We start from the raw sequence: 16,424 nt of genomic DNA, 5'->3' as shown, positions 1-16,424 counted from the left end.
AAGATTTGATCGAAAGTCGAAGAGCCGCACCATATCTCGAACGAACCGGTGAATAGTACCAGTGCCCGAAAATCGGTCCGCCTTTAGCTGAAGCACGGCTCCGCACTCTTCACCCGGCGGGGACGGCCAGCCTTTCCTTCGCCTTCCACCGGCCGGACAAATAGGCGCCGAGGCGGTCTAGCGCCTGCTCTCCTTCCGGCAGCATCTGGTAGAAGGCATGCCATACATGGATCATCCCTTCCCAGACTTCCAGCTCGGCCTCGACGCCGGCTGCCTTCGCCCGCTTCGCGAGGTCGCGTGAATCGTCGAGCAGCACTTCATCCGTTCCCACATGGATGAGCATCGGCGGCAATCCGGTCAGGTCCGCGAAGTTCGGCGATGCGAGCGGGTCGCGCGGGTCGGCACCGTTCAGATAGGCTGCCGCCGTCTCCCTTATGCCTGCCCCCTGGATCATAGGGTCGAGATCGGCACATGAATTGTAGCTTTCCGTCGCGCAGGTAAGGTCCGTCCAGGGGCTTATCAGCACCGCGCTTGCCGGCATCGGCAATCCCGCCTCCCGTGCCGCGAGCAATGTCGCCACCGTCAGGCCGCCGCCCGCCGAATCCCCGCCTATGGAAATCCGCTCCGGCGCATGTCCCTTGTCGAGCAGCCAGCGATAGGCTTTCAGGCCGTCATTCACCGCGGCCGGAAAAGGATGTTCCGGCGCCAGCGCGTAATCGACGCTCAAGACGCGCCCCTTCGATGCAGCGGCGAGGCGGGAGGTCACATGGCGATGCGAAACGGACGAGCCGACGAGATAGCCGCCGCCGTGGAAATAGAGCACCACCGGCCCCTCCTCCGCCCCGGCCGGGATGGCCCATTCGGCACCGAGCCCTCCGAGATCGGCCCGCTCGATGGCAACGCCCTCCGGCACGGGAAACATCTCCGCGTTTCCGTCCATGATCTTGCGGCGCTCGTCCAGCGCCAGCTCGGCGCGTTTCGAGCGTTCGCGCACCAGCTCCTTCAGCCGTTCGATGCTCATGCCGCCACGCTTGTTGGACATTCGTTCCCCCCTATGGTCCGATTCATCTTGTGATTCGCGCCGCGCGATGCCCGCACGGCTTCAATGCTAGCAGGCGGCGAAGGCGGCGCACTCGAAAATCCGGTTTCGGGGTTTTCACCGGGGACTTACGGGTTTGACAGATGCGCGACGACGCCCTTCCAAACGACATCGACTATTCCCGCGCCGCTTATGACGTGCTGCTCGGCCTCGACGCCGCCGCCCGCGCGGCGGTCGGCGAGGTTGCGGCGGATGGCGCCCGTGGCCGTGAAATCGCGCCCGGCATGTTCAGCGCCGAGGCGGTGCCCGGCCTTCGCGTCGTGCTGCGGCGCGCGCCCGGCGCAACCACCATTCTCGCCTTGACGGGCGAGGTCGCCGCGTCGCGGGGCACACGCGGAAGGCAGGCATCATGACGAAAACCAGCCATCAGAAAATTCTCGGCGCCGATGGCGAAGCATTGTTCGTTCTCGTTCCCGCCGCCGATTATGAAAAGCTGCGCCGCGCCGCCGACGACATAGAGGATCTGCGCGCGGCGGGCGCGACGCTCGCGCTCGGTTCGGAAGGTCCGGCGCCCGTCCCCGCCATTGTCGCCCACCGGATTGCGGATGGCGAAAACCCCGTTCGTGTCTGGCGCGAATATCGCGGCATGAAGGCGATCGAGCTCGCGCGCGCCGCCGGCATGAGCGCGCCTTATCTCTCGGAAATCGAAACCGGCAAGAAGGACGGCACCTTCCGCACGATGGCCGGCATCGCGGAAGTGCTCCGCGTTTCGCTGGACGACCTCGCGCCGCCCGCCGACGAGGAAGGCCGCCGCGCGCGTGAGCGCGCCGCACTGATCGACGGTGTCCGTGCCCAGATCCGGAAGCTCGTCGCGCTCGTCACCGGCCCTGTCGATTTCAACACCGCCGCCGTCCGCCGCGCCGTCACCACGCTCGCCGCCGATGCCGTCGCGCTCAAGGCGCAGGATCGCAGCCTCGATGGCTGGCTCGACGATGTGCTGGAAGGCGTGCGCGCGGTGCTCGATCTCGTGGACCGGGCGGAAGGCGACATCATCGGCACGGCGCGTCAGGCGCGGCGCGAGCTTGAAGAGATTGTGTCGGGAGAGAATTTCACGCCGCTCGCCAACGCCGCGCGCATCGAGCCCATGCCGGATCTCGCCGCACCCGATCTCGATTGGCGCGCGCCGAGCGCGGCCGAATAGGCTCAGGCTTCGCCGTATCCCGCCGGAAGCTGCGCCTCGCTGGCAATTGCCGTATCCCAGCAATGCAGCGCGAAATCCGCGCGGTCGGTCGAGATCGTGTCGAAGAGTTCGCCGATGCGTTCGAGATCGGCCTTGGTCGGCAGCCCGCCCCGGCGGACATCGACCGCGGCCACAATCAGTTCCCCGAATTCCTTGCGGTTCATGCCGGTCGCCTTGGCGAAGACCGACAGCGGTTCGCCTGCCTGGTCGTTCAATATCCGGTAGACCGTTTCCGGCCGGATGCGTGTCGCGGTGGCGAGCCCGTCCGTCAGTTCCTCCATCCGGTCGGAAGACGTGCCGCCCAGAATGCGCGCGAGGCGCGGCTTGTCGATCTGCATCGGCCGCCGCACGGCCGAAAGCGCGATGTCGAGGCCGATATCGCCCGACGCGCCCTCATCCAGCAGTTGTTCCATCGCATTGTGGATATGCCGCCTCTCGATCGTGAAGCGGCTGAGGATTTCGAGCCGGAGGGCCGAGGGCACCCACCAGAACATGAGCTGCGCGAGGCGCACGGTCAGTTCCGGCCGCGCCAGCACCAGCGGCTGGAATTCCGGTTCGGCGGCGCTCCGCCGCGTCAGCGTTTCGATGGCGCGGAATGAAAGCTGCGCCGTCTTGTTGCCGAGCAGCCGCGCGACGAGTTCCGTATCGCCCGCTTCGATCAGCACGTCGGCAACGGCGCTTGGCAGGTCCTTGCGCATCGCCAGCAGCTCGCGATGTTCGGGCCCGCCTTCGCGTGCCACATGAATGAGGTCGCCGCCCTTCAGCGGCAGCCCTTCGGAAAGCAGCGGCCGCGCGACTTCCACCGTGTCGAGCGCCAGCGCCATCGCCAGTTCGCGCGGCGCATCCGCCTGCGGCGCCAGCCTCTCGGCGAGCCTTGTGCGGATCGTCTCGTCGAGCCGCGTCACCGTCACCGCCAGCACGCTGTCGAGAATGCTGCGTTCCTGCGGCGAGATCAGCGTCGAGGGCAGCAGCGCGAGGTCGGCCAGGCGGCGCAGCGCCGCCTCCCGGTCGCGCGCGGCCGGTCCGGGTTCGTTCGCCATCCTGTAGCCTTCGAGGGGCATTCCGCCGGTCTTTCGGTTGTCTCACACGGAGATTTTCGCGCCCATCAGACCATCCCCGCCGTTAACGCCGCGTAAAGCATGATGCCGTTTCCGCGGCGATTTGCCGTTGCGGCGGCAGCGCCCTATCCTGCCGCCTTGTTCCGGAGAGCAGGATTTCCGCCATGAACCGACTTTGCCGCCTTTCCCTCGCGCTGGCCTTCCTCGCACTCGCGGGCTGCGGTCTCGGCCGCAGCGAATATGCCGACGAGCCGAACTACAAGGCGGGCTATTCCGACGGGTGCTGGACCGCGACCTCGCGCGTGCCGGGCGATCCCTCCACGATCACGCGCAACGAGGAAGCCTTCAAGGTGGACAAGGCCTACAATGCCGGCTGGAAATCCGGCTACAACGCCTGCCAGATTCGAAGCGACACGAGCGGCAGCATGGGCATGCCGGATTCAAGCAATCGCGGCACCGGCGTCCGCTGATCCCCGCACACCGCCAGACAGGAAAGTTTCATGCGCCTCATCCTCGGACTGATCCTTCTTGCCGTGCTCGCACTCGCCGTCGCGCCGGTCGTCTATTACGGGACGGCGGACCCCTGCCGGATGCTGGCGGCGGACATGGCGCATGAGGCATACGGACCGCTCGCCGAACTCGTCGGCAACGATCCGGACAAGGTGCCCGAAAGCATGGAGCGGTCGATGCGGATGGTGACGAGCCAGATGTCGTCGCGCGACTGTGCGGAGAAGCTCTGGCAGCGCTGGACCGAGACGCGCTAGACGCCGCCTGCCTGCATGTCGAGCGCGACGGGGCGGTCGGCTTCCGCTTCGACGCTTGGGTCGACCTCGACGATCTCGCGCCATACGACGCCCGGAATATCCTCCACCAGCGCCGCGCCGCCGATCGCGGAGGGAAGCTGAAAGCCTGTCTTCACGTCCTCCATCGTCGCGCGCTGCGCCAGCAGGATCGCCGCTGCCGCCGAATAGAGATGCGGCGCCGGCGTTTCGAGCCGCGCCCGGCGGGTGATGCCGTCCGGCGTGCGCGCCTCGCCCCAGATGACCGCCCGGCCGCGCTTCAAATCTTCCGATGTCGGCGAAAGCCTTCCGCGCGCCAGCTTTCGCTCCAGCCGCTTCAGGCCCCAGCCGCGCCTGAAAAACCTGTGCGCCCAGGTGCCGGGCTCCAGCGCGCGTGCCGCCGCTTCCGGCAGCACCTCATAGCTTTCGATCGTCGAATAGCCGCCGCGATGCCGCGCCGCCATCGCTTCGCCGCGCCAGGGCGCGAGCCATGCCGTCTCCGGCCCGTTGTCGAAATCGACCTCGATGGTTTTCTCGCCCGCGCCCGCCGGTACGAATTGTCCGTTCTTCACCGTCTCGCCCGGTTCGCGCAGCGCCGCGACGAGCCGCTTCGCCTCGCCCGCTGTCAGCGCGCTCCGCTTCACCGCCAGCGTCACCGCGCGTGCGCCCGGCAATATATGGGCGAGCCGCGCGCCGACAGCGGCCGCCGCCGCGAAGTCGAAGCCCGCGCCCGCCATCACCATGATTTTCCGCTCGCGCGCTTCGTCGTCGCGCGCCACCAGCGCCGCCACCCGGCCGCGGTCGCCGGCGAGGTCGAGATAATGCGTGCCCGTCGCCATGCAGGCATCGAGAAGTGTGTGGAGATCGTCGTCGCCGAGATCCGCGCAGTTCACCAGCACGGCAATGTCGTCGAGCTGCGTGGCGATGCGGCCGGCCTTGCCGAGCGAGAAGGTGCGCGGTTCGGCCAGCGCCCCGCCCTCGCGCGCAAGAGCGGCGGCGTGCTGGGCGACGGGCGCAATGTTGCGCCCCGCCGCCACATGCGACAGCCCGGCACGCATCGCCGCGCGCGATGTCAGCGCGCCCATGAATCCCTCGACGCCGTAAACCAGGATTCGCGACTTCATCATTGCCCCAAAACGCTTTCCACCCGGACTTCCGAAGCCCCTCGCGATGGTCCATTGTTACGGCGAGGGAGGAATCACTGCAATGCGAAGCTCCAACGGGCGCGTCTTAGCGTTAATTTTCTGCATTATTGCCGCCACGGCCGCGCCGGCGGAAGCCCGTATGCGGATCGAAACCGGGCGCGATCTTCACACCGCCTGCACCGTGCTGGCGGAAAACGCACTCAACCCCCAAAAGCCGACGCCCGCCAAGGCGCACTACTGCCGCCAGTATATCGCCGGCTATTTCGAGTCGCTGCGCCATATCCGTCAGAACGGCACATCCGAAAGCATCTACGGCCCAGGCAATGGCGATCCCTATGCCTGTCTCAATCTCAACGGTCCGCGCAGCTACGACCAGCTCGCTGCCCAGATCGTCCGAACCGGCGACTGGAATCCGCCGCTTCTCGACGGCGAGGCGCTGCTCCTCATCCAGAAAACTTTTTCCGACAATCCCCCATGCTGAGAAGGGTGTAATTTCCGCCGCCCCCACCCTATGTGGGAGCGGCAGCAATTCACCCTTGAAAACTTAACCGTATAGTTTAGTTTCCCCCGCCATGCAGCCAGCCATCAAAGTCGCCAATCTCTCCAAGACATATCCCGGCGGATTTCAGGCGTTGAAGAACGTCGACCTCGAAATCCGTCCCGGTGAAATCTTCGCGCTTCTCGGGCCGAACGGCGCCGGCAAGACGACGCTCATCAGCGTCATCTGCGGCATCGTCAATCCGAGTTCCGGCACCGTCCATGCCGCGGGCCACGACATCATCCGCGAATTCCGCGCCGCGCGGTCCATCATCGGCCTCGTGCCGCAGGAACTCACCGTCGAAGCCTTCGAAAGCGTCATCAGCACGGTCAGCTTCAGCCGCGGGTTGTTCGGCAAGGCGCCGAACCCGGCCCATATTGAAAAAGTGCTGCGCGACCTCTCGCTGTGGGACAAGCGCGACGCGCGCGTCATGGAACTCTCGGGCGGCATGAAGCGCCGCGTGATGATCGCCAAGGCGCTTTCCCACGAGCCGAAAATCCTCTTCCTCGACGAGCCCACCGCCGGCGTCGACGTGGAACTTCGCCGCGACATGTGGGAGATGGTGCGCGCGCTCCGCGCCAGCGGCGTCACCATCATCCTCACCACGCATTACATCGAGGAAGCGGAAGAGATGGCCGACCGCATCGGCGTCATCAGCAAGGGCGAGATCGTGCTGGTCGAGGAAAAGCACACGCTCATGCGCAAGCTCGGCAAGAAGCAGTTGTCGGTGCAGTTGCAGAACGCGCTTTCCGCCGTGCCCGACGCGCTCAGCCCCTATCCGCTCGAACTTGCCGACGAGGGCCAGACCCTCGTCTACACTTTCGACGCGCAAGCCGAACATACCGGCATTCCCGAATTCCTGAAGCGGCTCGGCGAGATCGGCATCGACTTCAAGGATCTCCGGACCAATGAAAGTTCGCTCGAGGAAATCTTCGTCAGCCTTGTGAGGGCGCGGCCATGACACTGAACCTCCACGCCATCCGCGCGATCTATGTTTTCGAAATGGCGCGCACCTTCCGCACACTGCTGCAAAGCATCGTCTCGCCCGTCATCTCGACCTCGCTTTATTTCGTCGTCTTCGGCGCGGCCATCGGCTCGCGCATCCAGGAAGTCGATGGCGTCAGCTACGGCGCCTTCATCATTCCCGGCCTCATCATGCTGTCGCTTCTCACCGAAAGCGTGATGAACGCCTCTTTCGGCATCTACATGCCGAAATATTCCGGCACCATCTACGAAATCCTCTCCGCGCCCATTTCCGGCCTCGAAACGGTGATCGGCTATGTCGGCGCGGCGGCCACGAAATCGATGATGCTCGGCATCCTCATCCTCGTCACGGCGCGCTTCTTCGTCGATTACGAAATCCAGCACCCCTTCTGGATGGCCGCCTTCCTCGTCCTCACGGCGATTTCCTTCAGCATGTTCGGTTTCGTCCTCGGCATCTGGGCCGACAGCTTCGAGCGCCTGCAGGTTGTGCCGATGCTGATCGTGATGCCGCTCACCTTTCTCGGCGGCAGCTTCTACTCGATCACCATGCTGCCGCCCTTCTGGCAGACCGTCACGCTCTTCAATCCGGTCGTCTATCTCGTCTCGGGCTTCCGCTGGAGCTTCTACGGGTCCTCCGATGTCGGCATCGAACTCAGCATCGCCGCCATCCTCGCCTTCCTCGCGCTCTGCTCGGCGGCGATCTGGTGGATCTTCAGGACGGGCTACCGGCTGAAGGTGTGAGGAACGTTCGCACTTTACTCCTAACCTTGACTCCCAACCTTGTCATTGCCGGGCTTGACCCGGCAATCCAGCAGCCGCGCGAGCGGCGTCTTTCTTCGCAAGACTCTTGCGTACAGCGGCAATCTCGTTCCTCGGCCTACATTGTTCGGGGTTGCCCCCTCCTCACCCTCTCCGTCATTGCGAGGAGCGAAGCGACGACGCGATCCAGGGGCCGCTTGCTCCGCACCTGCCGCTCTGGATCGCCGCGGCCGCCTTATGGCGGCCTCGCGATGACGATGCTGGGTACACCCTCACCAGCTCCTCAGTGTCACCCCGGCGCCTGTCCCGGCGAAAGCCGGGAACACCGGGGCCCATGGGCGGCACGTCACTTCTATCCGCCAGCGAATGCGGAAGACCCATTGATTTCCGGCTTTCGCCGGGATGATGTTCGGGAGGGCGGCTGCTTTCACCCGCCTCGCCCATCGCCCATGAAAACTGCACCGCCGGTTTCCTCGTCCGTGCACTTGGCATCACCTTCGCATTGCAAGACTATGCAGAGAGCGCACAACGCAAATGGGGGAAGTGGATGTGGACCGGTTATAAGACCATTTGCGTTCTTGCTATGCTCATTGCCATAGGAGCCGCGTCAGCTCCCTTTGACGCATTTTCCGGGTCTCCTTACACGGATTTCGATACGATATGCACCAAAGATGCGGGTCTTCGAATAAACGAACCCGTGGATGACGTCTCCGGGTACGCCATTTATCCCGGAGAAGGGGAGCCTTCGGTTGAAGAGATCGTTAGCGGTCATGTGTCCGACGCTCCAGCACTAGGCGGCTGCTTCCCATGCATCGAGGAACTGGTCAAAAACGGCTATCAATACGTAGAGGCCTTCTACGTCAGCGCCAAGGATCGACGATTTTCTCCTTTCGTGGAGCACCAAGACTACTTCGTCTCAAAGACCGGTCTCTATCGCTACGAATTGATTGAGAGAGACAGAGGCAACAACGCGTGTGGTCCATTTGATCGCATGCTGCACGAAAGTGAACGGCTTCTGGACGTCAATCCCGCCTTTGTCGATACGACGATGCGCAGGCTTGCTCTCGATTACCGGGCGCACTCATCGCAGATGGAGGGAAAATGCGTGTCTGTCACGAGCATTGACCGATTTTCCGCTCCGTACCGCATTGGCAAGAGCCGGGAGGTCATAGACCGCCCCGACGGCGCGATAATTTATCGCAAACGAACATTCGTCGAGTCTGCAGATGGTACCGTTGTTGCTGAAGGCATATTTTATTCATACTACGAACAGCGGCCCGCGCATCACATCGCGATAGCGGAGCGTCGATGCGGTTCACTTATTCTTCCACCGTTGACGGAGTTGTTGCGTCCACACAGCGCTCACTCAGATAGTTCGGAAGCGCGGTGAAGTAGACACTGACGCACGGTCAAATGGGGAACTCCACTTCGCCCACCTTCCGTGAAAATCCGTGCGGCCGAGTTCCACATCTTCCCCCTCCGGCCAGAGCCGCAAGCGCATGCAAGCCGAGGCCGCGTCCTTGCCATCGGCCTCGACCGAAATCCATGCCACCGGCGCGTCCTTCGTCGCATGCGCGCCCGCGCGCGCCATCGCCGCCGTGATCCGCGCTTGCGTTTCCTTCGGCAGGTATTGCCAGACGATCGTATGCATCAGCAGGCGCACCTCGCCCTTCTTCCCCTCGCCGCCGAAATGCCGCTCGACCCATTCGGCCGCATCCGCCTTCTCCACTTTCGTGCCAGACCGCGCGGCGAATGAGAGCGCCGCCTCGATCCGCGCGAGGCGGGCCGTCTGGTCCGGCCAGATATAGGCGAGTAGCCTTTCCCGGTCTGCCGCGTTTCCTGCGTCGAGCGGGTTGAGGTCGCAGCCTTTCCGCGCGGCCACCTTCAACTTCGCGTCGAGTGGCGGCAGAGCCCCCTCCCAGCGCGCGGCAATCGTCACCGCCGCATCGGGGTCTCCCCAGCGCGCCGTTTCGAGCTCATAGGCATAGGCGTCGAAGCCGAGATTCAATCCGGCGCTCGATCCGATCTCATGAACCGACAAGGGCAGTCCCGTCCGCTTCGCGACGTGAAGCGCGAGCCCGAGGATCGCGCTCGAACGCGCGACCTCGTTCGTCTGCGGCGCGCTGTCGAGAAAACCTTCGAGAAAATCGTCATGCGCGGCCGTCGCCTTTTCGATCGCGCGCGCCAGCGTCTTCTCGTCCGCTTCATGCGGCGGATAGACCGCCGCAAGTTCCGGCGCCCGGCCCGAGCGCGCGAGTGCATTCAGCGCACCCGCCGCGCGCAGCGGCAGCGCATCGCTCTCGGGCTTCCCCTCCCAATCCAGAATACGCTGTCCGAACCGCGTTTCCGCCGTCAGTCCTGCCGCCAGCGCGCGGCAAACACGCGCCGTGAAGGGCGAACCCAGATGCTCGCAAGCCAGCGCCTGGCGCAGGAAGTCGTTACGGATGAGATCGTGGTTGGGCATGAAGACTTCCTTTCCAACTTCCAAATCAAAATTGTCACCCCGGCGAAAGCCGGGGTCCATGAGCGGCGCGTCAAGCTCCCTCGCTGGGTGCCGACAGCTCGATGGATCCCGGCTTTCGCCGGGATGACAACGATGTTTTAGTCTTTATACTGATTACCTAAAGCCGCCGCCTCGTCCTCCGGCCACTCGCCCACATATTTCGACTGCGGACGGATCAGCCGTCCCACCCGCTCCTGCTCCATCACATGCGCCGTCCAGCCCGCGATGCGCGACATAGCGAAGACACTCGTCACCGCCTCGCGCGGAATGCCCAACGCCTCGAGCAGCACGGCCGTGTAATATTCCATGTTGGTGTCGATGCGGTTGCCCGGCTTTGCCTTCCGCAGCGCCGCGAGTGCCGCCACCTCCACGTCGCGTGCAAAGAGTACGCGCTCATTGCCGTTGGTGAGGATCGTGACCGCCTTGTTGAAGACATCCGCCCTCGGGTCGCGTACGCGGTAGACGCGGTGGCCAAAGCCCATCAGCCTTTCGCCCTTCGCGATTTCCCGCGCGAGCCAGGGCTCGATGTTCTCGCGTGTGCCGATATCGTCCAGCATGTCGAGCACGGGACCCGGCGCGCCGCCGTGCAGCGGGCCCTTCAAGGCGCAGAGCGCGCCCACCACCGCCGAAATTGTCCCCGCCCTTGTCGATGCGATCACGCGCGCCGTGAAGGTCGAGGCGTTCATGCCGTGGTCCGCCACCGTCACGAGATAGGCATTCAGGGCTTCGACCTCCGCCGCACTCGCCGCTTCGCCTCTCAGCATGCGGAGGAAATCTTCCGCGTGGCCCGATCTCGCATCCGGCGCCACCGGGGATTTCTTTTCGCGTGCCCGGCAGAGCGCGGCGGTGAAAACCGCCGCCGCGCCGAGCGCCCGGATATGGGCGGGGATATCTTTTGCCGGCCCCTCTGCCGGCTCGTCGCTCAGCATCGACAATCCGGTCCGCAGACCCTCCGTGACGGTTTCATGACAGTTCAATGACAGTAGGCCGGGGACGAGCGCGAAAGCGGCCTCGCGGGCCCGCCCCAGATCGCGCCGGACGGCCTCTTCCGAGGGGGCGTTTTCGAGCCCCGCCGCGTTCCAGAGCGCCGCCGCCGCGCCCTCGAAATCATGAGCCTTTACAAGGTCTTCGACCTCGTAGCCGGCCACGATCAGCCGTCCCGCCTCGCCGTCCACATGGCTCAGCATGGTCTCCGCCGCGACCACATTATCGAGGCCGCTGGAGCTTGCCGTCCGGGGCTCGGTGCTCAGGATCAGTTTCTCCACCATCATCCATTTCCTTCTTGTTGCCTGCTGAAAACCCAATCGAATCAATGGCTTGATCGCGGGTCGCAAGGCTGTCGCCGCGCGTGTCACGGCGGACTGTCACAATTGAAGCTGGGGGAAGGTTGATTGTTGGTCAATCTTGATTAAGATAATCAATATAAAAATGGGAGCCGGAAAATGGCGGAATTGCCGGAAAGCCTCTATCTCACGGCCCGCGAAGCCGCGGCGGAGCTCGGGATTTCGCTCGCCACCCTCTATGCCTATGTCAGCCGCGACATGATCCGCTCCGAGCCCATGCCGGACAGCCGCGCAAAACGCTACCGCGCGGAGGATGTCCGGGCTCTTAAACGGCGGCGTTCCGCGGAAAAACCGGACGCGACGGCAGGGTCCGGCACGCTCAGCTTCGGCCTGCCGGTGCTCGATTCCGCCATCACCCTCATCGCCGATGGCCGCCTCCACTATCGCGGCTCGGACGCCACCGCCCTCGCCAAAAGCTCGAATCTCGAGCAAGTAGCGGCACTTATCTGGGGTTGCCGCGATGTGCAGCCATTCACGAAGGAGGCGGTTCTCGCTCCCAGCGAGCGCCTCAAGGGACTGGCGGCGGAGTTGGCGCGCACCTCGCGCATCGAGCGTTGCCTGTCGCTGCTACCATTAGCGGCGCTTGAGGACGCCACCGTCTACAATATGACGGATCGCGGCCTCGCCACCACCGGCGCCCGCCTGCTCCGCTACGTCGCCGCCGTCATCGCCGGCGAGGCGCCAAGCGACAAACCCGTCCACGAAGTTCTCACCCGTGCGCTCACGCAGGGTGAAAAGCCGGCCTCGGAGCTTATCCGCGCCGCTCTCGTCCTCTCCGCAGATCACGAGCTAAACGCCTCCGCCTTCACCGTCCGTTGCGTCGCGGGGACGGGCGCCACGCTATATGCAGCGGTCCAGGCTGGCATCTGCGCCGCGCAGGGTCCGCGTCACGGCGGCCTGTCGGGCCGCGTCGAGAGCCTCCTTCTCGACATGTCGAACCGTCAGGACGTGGAAGATGCGGTGCTGCAGCGGTTGAAGGACAATGATCCCGTGCCGGGCTTCGGCCATCCCCTCTATCCGGACGGCGATCCGCGCGCGGCGGCCCTTCTTTCCATGGTTGCGGAGAAGTATGGCGACGACGCTAACTTCCTGCGCGCGCAACGGATTTTCCGCGTCATGGAGGAAGCGGGCGGCCTCAAGCCCAACATCGATTTCGCCATCGCCACCGTCGGCGCCGTGCTCCATCTGCCGCGCGGCGCGGGCCTCAGCATCTTCGTCCTCGGCCGCACCGCCGGCTGGATCGGCCACGCGATCGAGCAGTACCGTACCGGCCTGATGATCCGCCCCCGCGCCCGCTACACGGGCGAGGCGCCGCGCTGAGCTTGCGTGCTAACATACGGCAGCAAAACAAAATTCAGAGGAAAGCATGAGCGGCAAGACGGCAATCGTCGCGGGCGCGACGGGACTCATCGGCGGCTTCTTGCTGCGCCACCTGATCGCCGATCCGCGCTATGCCCGCATCGTCGCGCTCACCCGCCGGCCGCTGGACGGCGTCGCATCGCCGAAGCTCGAAAATCTCATCGCGGATTTCGATGCGCTCGAACAATCCATTGCAAACAAGAACTTGGCTGTCGACGACGCCTATTGTGCGCTCGGCACCACCATCAAGATCGCGGGCAGCCAGGCCGCCTTCCGCAAAGTCGACCACGACTACATCCTCGCCTTCGCGCAAGCCGCGAAAGCACTTGGCGCGAAACGCTTTCTGCTCGTCTCGGCCATCGGCGCCGATGCGAAGTCGCAAATCTTCTATTCGCGCGTGAAAGGCGAGACGGAACAGGCGGTTGGCGCACTGGGCTTCGCCGCCCTCCACATCTTCCGTCCCGGCATGTTGATCGGCTCGCGCGCGGAGAAGCGTCCCGTCGAGGAGATCGGCGCCATCGCCGCGCCATTCCTGAATGCGCTGATGCTGGGGCCTGCGCGCCCCTATCGGTCCATCGAAGCGGAGACCGTCGCAAAAGCGATGGTTGCCGCTGCGTCAAACGAAATCCCCGGCCGCCAAATCCACACTTACGATGAAATGGAACGCCTCGCAGGGGTTTAATTTCGCAGCGCTGTGATAGAGTTCCAAAAATGAATGCACTCGGGGAGGAGACCGTAATGGCGGTAAACGGCCAGATTTCAGTGGAGTATGCGCGCTCATGAGCAGCGTGCCCGCCGCCACGCCGGAGACGGAGACCGCCGCGCGCCAGCGCCGCCTGCAGCTTTATCTCGGCGGCCAGGCGAGCTGGTTCATCAGCCTCGGCATTCAGTTCGTGATCTTTCCGTTCCTGGTGACACAGGTTCTGCACGAGCCCGCCGCCCGGGTTGGCATCGCGCAAATGTCGCTGATGGCGCCTTCACTGCTTTTCATGCTGCTCGGCGGCACCGTCGCGGATCACAGCGACGCAAGGCGCATCCTCATTCGCGTGCATCTTTTTGCAACTGTGCCGCCGCTGCTTCTCGCTACGGTTTATCTCACCGGGCACCTGACATACGCGATCCTCATCGTCTATGCGCTTGCAATGGGCACGCTCGCTGCCTTCGCGATACCGGCGCGCGACAGCGCGCTCACCCGCGTCGCCGAAACCAATATCCAGCAGGCGGTGACGCTTGCCATGGGCGTGCAGATGGGATCGCAGCTTGTCGGCATGCTGATCGCCGCCCTTGCCGCGATCACGGGCACACCCGCATTGCTGTTTTTCCAAGCGGCCGTCATGCTGGCGGGCTTCTGGGCGGCGGTGAAACTCGCGCCGCTGCCACCCACCAATCTCGCGGCGACCGTCGGCCGTTTTGCCCAGATCGTGGACGGTCTCAAATCGGCTGCGGGAATACCCATCGTCGCCACCGTTATCGCGCTCAATTTCGCGGTCGGTCTGTTCTATGTCGGCAGCTTTCTTGTCGTCCTGCCGCTGATGATCCGCGACATCTACCAGAGCACTTCGAGCGAGTTCACGCTCAAATTCGCGCTCATCAACATCTGCTTCTGGGGCGGCACGATCGTCGTCAATCTGGCCTTGCTACGCATCGGCCATATCGGTCATCGCGGACGGCTGATGATGGGGTCGCTGGCGAGCGGGCTCATCATTCTCGCACTCTTCCACTTTCACATGCCGTTCTGGCTGGTGTGCCTGCTGGTATTCTGGTGGGGCATGGGTGCGGGAACGACAATGACCATGGGCCGCACCATCGTTCAGATGGCGGCGCCGGAAAGCCACCGCGCGCGCGTGCTTTCGGCCTACCAGCTCGGCTTTTCAGGCGGGGCGCCGCTCGGCGCCTTGATGATGGGGCTGCTTGTCGGGTGGCTCGGCATTTTCGATGCCGTGCTCGTGCCCGCGACGATCATGGTGGGGATACTGGCTCTGCTCTATTTTCTCTCGCCGATCTGGAGCTACAAGGCGGCGGCGGACTGACGCCGAAGCGTCAGTCCGTTGTCATCAGCTCGCCAGACGCTCCGCTTCGCGATCCGGCATGCTGTTCCGGCCCTTTGCGGGATTGGAGAATTCCATCACGCCATCCTCGATCTTGCCAAGCCGAAGGCTGACGATGTCGAGCGCGTAATTCTGGTAGAGCTTCCAAGGCTTCTTCGAACCCTGCTTCGGAAATTTATCGAGCGAACGCTGGACATAGCCCGAAGAGAAGTCGAGCCAGGGCTCTTCCCGAACGGTGGGATCGTTCTGCACCGGCGTCGCCTGGCGCATACCGATTTCATCCATGTGGTTGATCAAACGGCAGACATATTCGCAGGTGAGATCGCATTTCAGCGTCCATGATGCATTCGTATATCCGAATGCGGATGCGAGGTTCGGGACACCGCTATACATCATGCCCTTGTAGTTCATGGTCTTCGAGAATTCGATTTTCTCACCATCGACCGTGACCTCGAGCCCGCCCAGCACCTTCAGATTGAGGCCGGTTGCCGTCACGATGATGTCCGCTTCAAGCTCTTGCCCGGATTTCAGACGAATGCCGGTTTCCGTGAAGCTGTCGATGTGATCCGTAACAACGGACGCCTCACCCTTCTTGATCGACTCGAAAAGATCGCCATTCGGCACCAGGCAGAGGCGCTGGTCCCAAGGGTTGTAGCTCGGCGTGAAATGCTTCTTGATGTCGAAATCCGGACCAAGCTGTTCGCGCACGCCGGACAGGATCATCTTCTTGGCGCGTTCGGGATTCCTGCGGCACATGTTGAAGAACACCATGCCGAGCAGGACGTTCTTCCAACGCGTGATGCCATAGGCGAGTTTCGCCGGCAGGTTGCGGCGCAGCCAGTTGGCGATACCATCCTCTGCCGGCCGCGACACGACATAGGTCGGCGAGCGCTGCAGCATGGTTACATGCGCGGCCTTTTTCGCCATTTCGGGAACAAGCGTCACCGCCGTCGCGCCACTGCCGATCACGACCACGCGCTTTCCCGCATAATCGATGTCTTCAGTCCATTTCTGCGGATGAACGATGCGGCCCTTGAACCTCTCCGCGCCCGCGAAATCGGGCGTATAGCCCGCGTCGTAGTCGTAGTAGCCGCTGCACATGAAAATGAAATTGCAGGTGAAGCGGACCGCTTCCTTCTCGGGCCCGCGCTGTGCTTCGACGGTCCAGACGGCATCTTCGGTCGACCAGGATGCGCTCTTCACGAAATGGCCAAAGCGGATATGACGGTCGATGCCGTTCTCGCGCGCCGTTTCCTTCACGTAGCTGAGAATATTGGGACCGTCCGCGATGGCCTTGGCCTCGGTCCAGGGTTTGAACGAATAGCCAAGCGTGTACATGTCCGAATCCGAGCGGATACCGGGATAGCGGAAGAGATCCCATGTCCCGCCCATGCTCTCGCGGCCCTCGAGAATCACATAGCTTTTGCCGGGGCAGTTTTGCTGAAGGTGGTAAGCGGCACCGACGCCAGAGAGGCCCGCACCGACAATTACCATATCGAAATGTTCAAGGGTCATGGAACCGCTCAACTCCTGCTTTACGTAGGGCCAGACTGGCCTCTTGGCGCTATTCTCTAACCTCTCGCGCCGCAAAATGCACTCCGTATTCTACGCACACGGAAAGCCTGCCGG

At 63.6% G+C, this 16,424-nt stretch carries 17 protein-coding genes; 11 read left to right on the top strand and 6 right to left on the bottom strand.

All coding sequences use genetic code 11. The features are described from left to right. Nucleotides 1-109: 109 nt before the first annotated feature. Nucleotides 110-1,042 carry an alpha/beta hydrolase gene (locus PLAV_RS04425; protein ID WP_012109743.1) on the bottom strand — a complete coding sequence of 311 codons (933 nt, stop codon included), beginning with the start codon at nucleotides 1,040-1,042 and terminating at the stop codon, nucleotides 110-112. A 140-nt stretch (nucleotides 1,043-1,182) separates the two neighbouring features. Here PLAV_RS04425 and PLAV_RS04420 point away from each other — a divergent pair, with 140 nt between their 5' ends. Both PLAV_RS04420 and PLAV_RS20005 read left to right on the top strand, forming a co-directional pair. Further along, a complete protein-coding gene (locus PLAV_RS04420; RefSeq protein ID WP_012109742.1) occupies nucleotides 1,183-1,452 on the top strand; it encodes a hypothetical protein in 270 nt (89 codons plus the stop codon). Further along, the gene (locus PLAV_RS20005) at nucleotides 1,449-2,240 is read left to right on the top strand and encodes a helix-turn-helix domain-containing protein (RefSeq protein ID WP_012109741.1); all 792 of its coding nucleotides are present in this window, start codon (nucleotides 1,449-1,451) and stop codon (nucleotides 2,238-2,240) included. The genes PLAV_RS04420 and PLAV_RS20005 overlap by 4 nt, the downstream gene beginning before the upstream one ends. A gap of 2 nt (nucleotides 2,241-2,242) precedes the next feature. Here PLAV_RS20005 and PLAV_RS04410 read toward each other — a convergent pair whose 3' ends face one another. After that, entirely contained in the window at nucleotides 2,243-3,319 is a 1,077-nt protein-coding gene (locus PLAV_RS04410; RefSeq protein ID WP_168713174.1) for a DUF2336 domain-containing protein, read from the bottom strand. Nucleotides 3,320-3,501: 182 nt separating this feature from the next. Between PLAV_RS04410 and PLAV_RS04405 the strand changes: the two genes are divergently transcribed. Both PLAV_RS04405 and PLAV_RS04400 read left to right on the top strand, forming a co-directional pair. Beyond that, complete coding sequence (locus tag PLAV_RS04405) at nucleotides 3,502-3,807, top strand: hypothetical protein (RefSeq protein WP_012109739.1); 306 nt, start codon at nucleotides 3,502-3,504, stop codon at nucleotides 3,805-3,807. Nucleotides 3,808-3,837: 30 nt separating this feature from the next. Further along, nucleotides 3,838-4,101 (top strand): hypothetical protein, encoded by a 264-nt coding sequence (locus PLAV_RS04400; RefSeq protein WP_012109738.1) that lies wholly within the window; start codon nucleotides 3,838-3,840, stop codon nucleotides 4,099-4,101. Here PLAV_RS04400 and PLAV_RS04395 read toward each other — a convergent pair. Beyond that, entirely contained in the window at nucleotides 4,098-5,243 is a 1,146-nt protein-coding gene (locus PLAV_RS04395) for a saccharopine dehydrogenase family protein (RefSeq protein ID WP_041535844.1), read from the bottom strand. The two genes, PLAV_RS04400 and PLAV_RS04395, sit on opposite strands and share 4 nt — an antisense overlap. A 157-nt stretch (nucleotides 5,244-5,400) precedes the next feature. Between PLAV_RS04395 and PLAV_RS04390 the strand changes: the two genes are divergently transcribed. From PLAV_RS04390 to PLAV_RS04375, 4 genes are all read left to right on the top strand, one after another. Continuing rightward, nucleotides 5,401-5,742 carry a Rap1a family protein gene (locus PLAV_RS04390; RefSeq protein ID WP_041535843.1) on the top strand — a complete coding sequence of 114 codons (342 nt, stop codon included), beginning with the start codon at nucleotides 5,401-5,403 and terminating at the stop codon, nucleotides 5,740-5,742. A 91-nt stretch (nucleotides 5,743-5,833) separates the two neighbouring features. Then, complete coding sequence (locus PLAV_RS04385; RefSeq protein WP_012109735.1) at nucleotides 5,834-6,760, top strand: ABC transporter ATP-binding protein; 927 nt, start codon at nucleotides 5,834-5,836, stop codon at nucleotides 6,758-6,760. 2 nt (nucleotides 6,761-6,762) lie between these two features. Further along, the gene (locus PLAV_RS04380; RefSeq protein WP_041536331.1) at nucleotides 6,763-7,524 is read left to right on the top strand and encodes an ABC transporter permease; all 762 of its coding nucleotides are present in this window, start codon (nucleotides 6,763-6,765) and stop codon (nucleotides 7,522-7,524) included. A 565-nt stretch (nucleotides 7,525-8,089) separates the two neighbouring features. Continuing rightward, nucleotides 8,090-8,932: a hypothetical protein gene (locus PLAV_RS04375; RefSeq protein WP_041535842.1), complete on the top strand. Its 843-nt coding sequence runs from the start codon at nucleotides 8,090-8,092 to the stop codon at nucleotides 8,930-8,932. On the opposite strand, the gene PLAV_RS04370 is transcribed toward PLAV_RS04375, so the two are convergent. After that, complete coding sequence (locus PLAV_RS04370) at nucleotides 8,909-10,006, bottom strand: DUF2332 domain-containing protein (RefSeq protein ID WP_041536330.1); 1,098 nt, start codon at nucleotides 10,004-10,006, stop codon at nucleotides 8,909-8,911. The two genes, PLAV_RS04375 and PLAV_RS04370, sit on opposite strands and share 24 nt — an antisense overlap. Nucleotides 10,007-10,143: 137 nt before the next feature. After that, a complete protein-coding gene (locus PLAV_RS04365) occupies nucleotides 10,144-11,316 on the bottom strand; it encodes a citrate synthase/methylcitrate synthase (RefSeq protein WP_012109730.1) in 1,173 nt (390 codons plus the stop codon). Between the two features lie 171 nt (nucleotides 11,317-11,487). Between PLAV_RS04365 and PLAV_RS04360 the strand changes: the two genes are divergently transcribed. The 3 genes from PLAV_RS04360 (at nucleotide 11,488) to PLAV_RS04350 (ending at nucleotide 14,777) form a co-directional block, all read left to right on the top strand. Next, a complete protein-coding gene (locus tag PLAV_RS04360; RefSeq protein ID WP_012109729.1) occupies nucleotides 11,488-12,708 on the top strand; it encodes a citrate synthase family protein in 1,221 nt (406 codons plus the stop codon). A gap of 46 nt (nucleotides 12,709-12,754) precedes the next feature. Beyond that, entirely contained in the window at nucleotides 12,755-13,429 is a 675-nt protein-coding gene (locus PLAV_RS04355) for an oxidoreductase (RefSeq protein WP_012109728.1), read from the top strand. Between the two features lie 97 nt (nucleotides 13,430-13,526). Continuing rightward, nucleotides 13,527-14,777 carry an MFS transporter gene (locus PLAV_RS04350; protein ID WP_012109727.1) on the top strand — a complete coding sequence of 417 codons (1,251 nt, stop codon included), beginning with the start codon at nucleotides 13,527-13,529 and terminating at the stop codon, nucleotides 14,775-14,777. Between the two features lie 24 nt (nucleotides 14,778-14,801). Here the strand turns inward: PLAV_RS04350 and PLAV_RS04345 are convergent, their stop codons facing one another. Next, the gene (locus PLAV_RS04345) at nucleotides 14,802-16,310 is read right to left on the bottom strand and encodes a flavin-containing monooxygenase (RefSeq protein ID WP_049767710.1); all 1,509 of its coding nucleotides are present in this window, start codon (nucleotides 16,308-16,310) and stop codon (nucleotides 14,802-14,804) included. Nucleotides 16,311-16,424 lie beyond the last annotated feature (114 nt).

This window comes from Parvibaculum lavamentivorans DS-1 (assembly GCF_000017565.1).
Classification (GTDB): domain Bacteria; phylum Pseudomonadota; class Alphaproteobacteria; order Parvibaculales; family Parvibaculaceae; genus Parvibaculum; species Parvibaculum lavamentivorans.
This window is presented reverse-complemented; position numbering and strand designations above follow the sequence as displayed.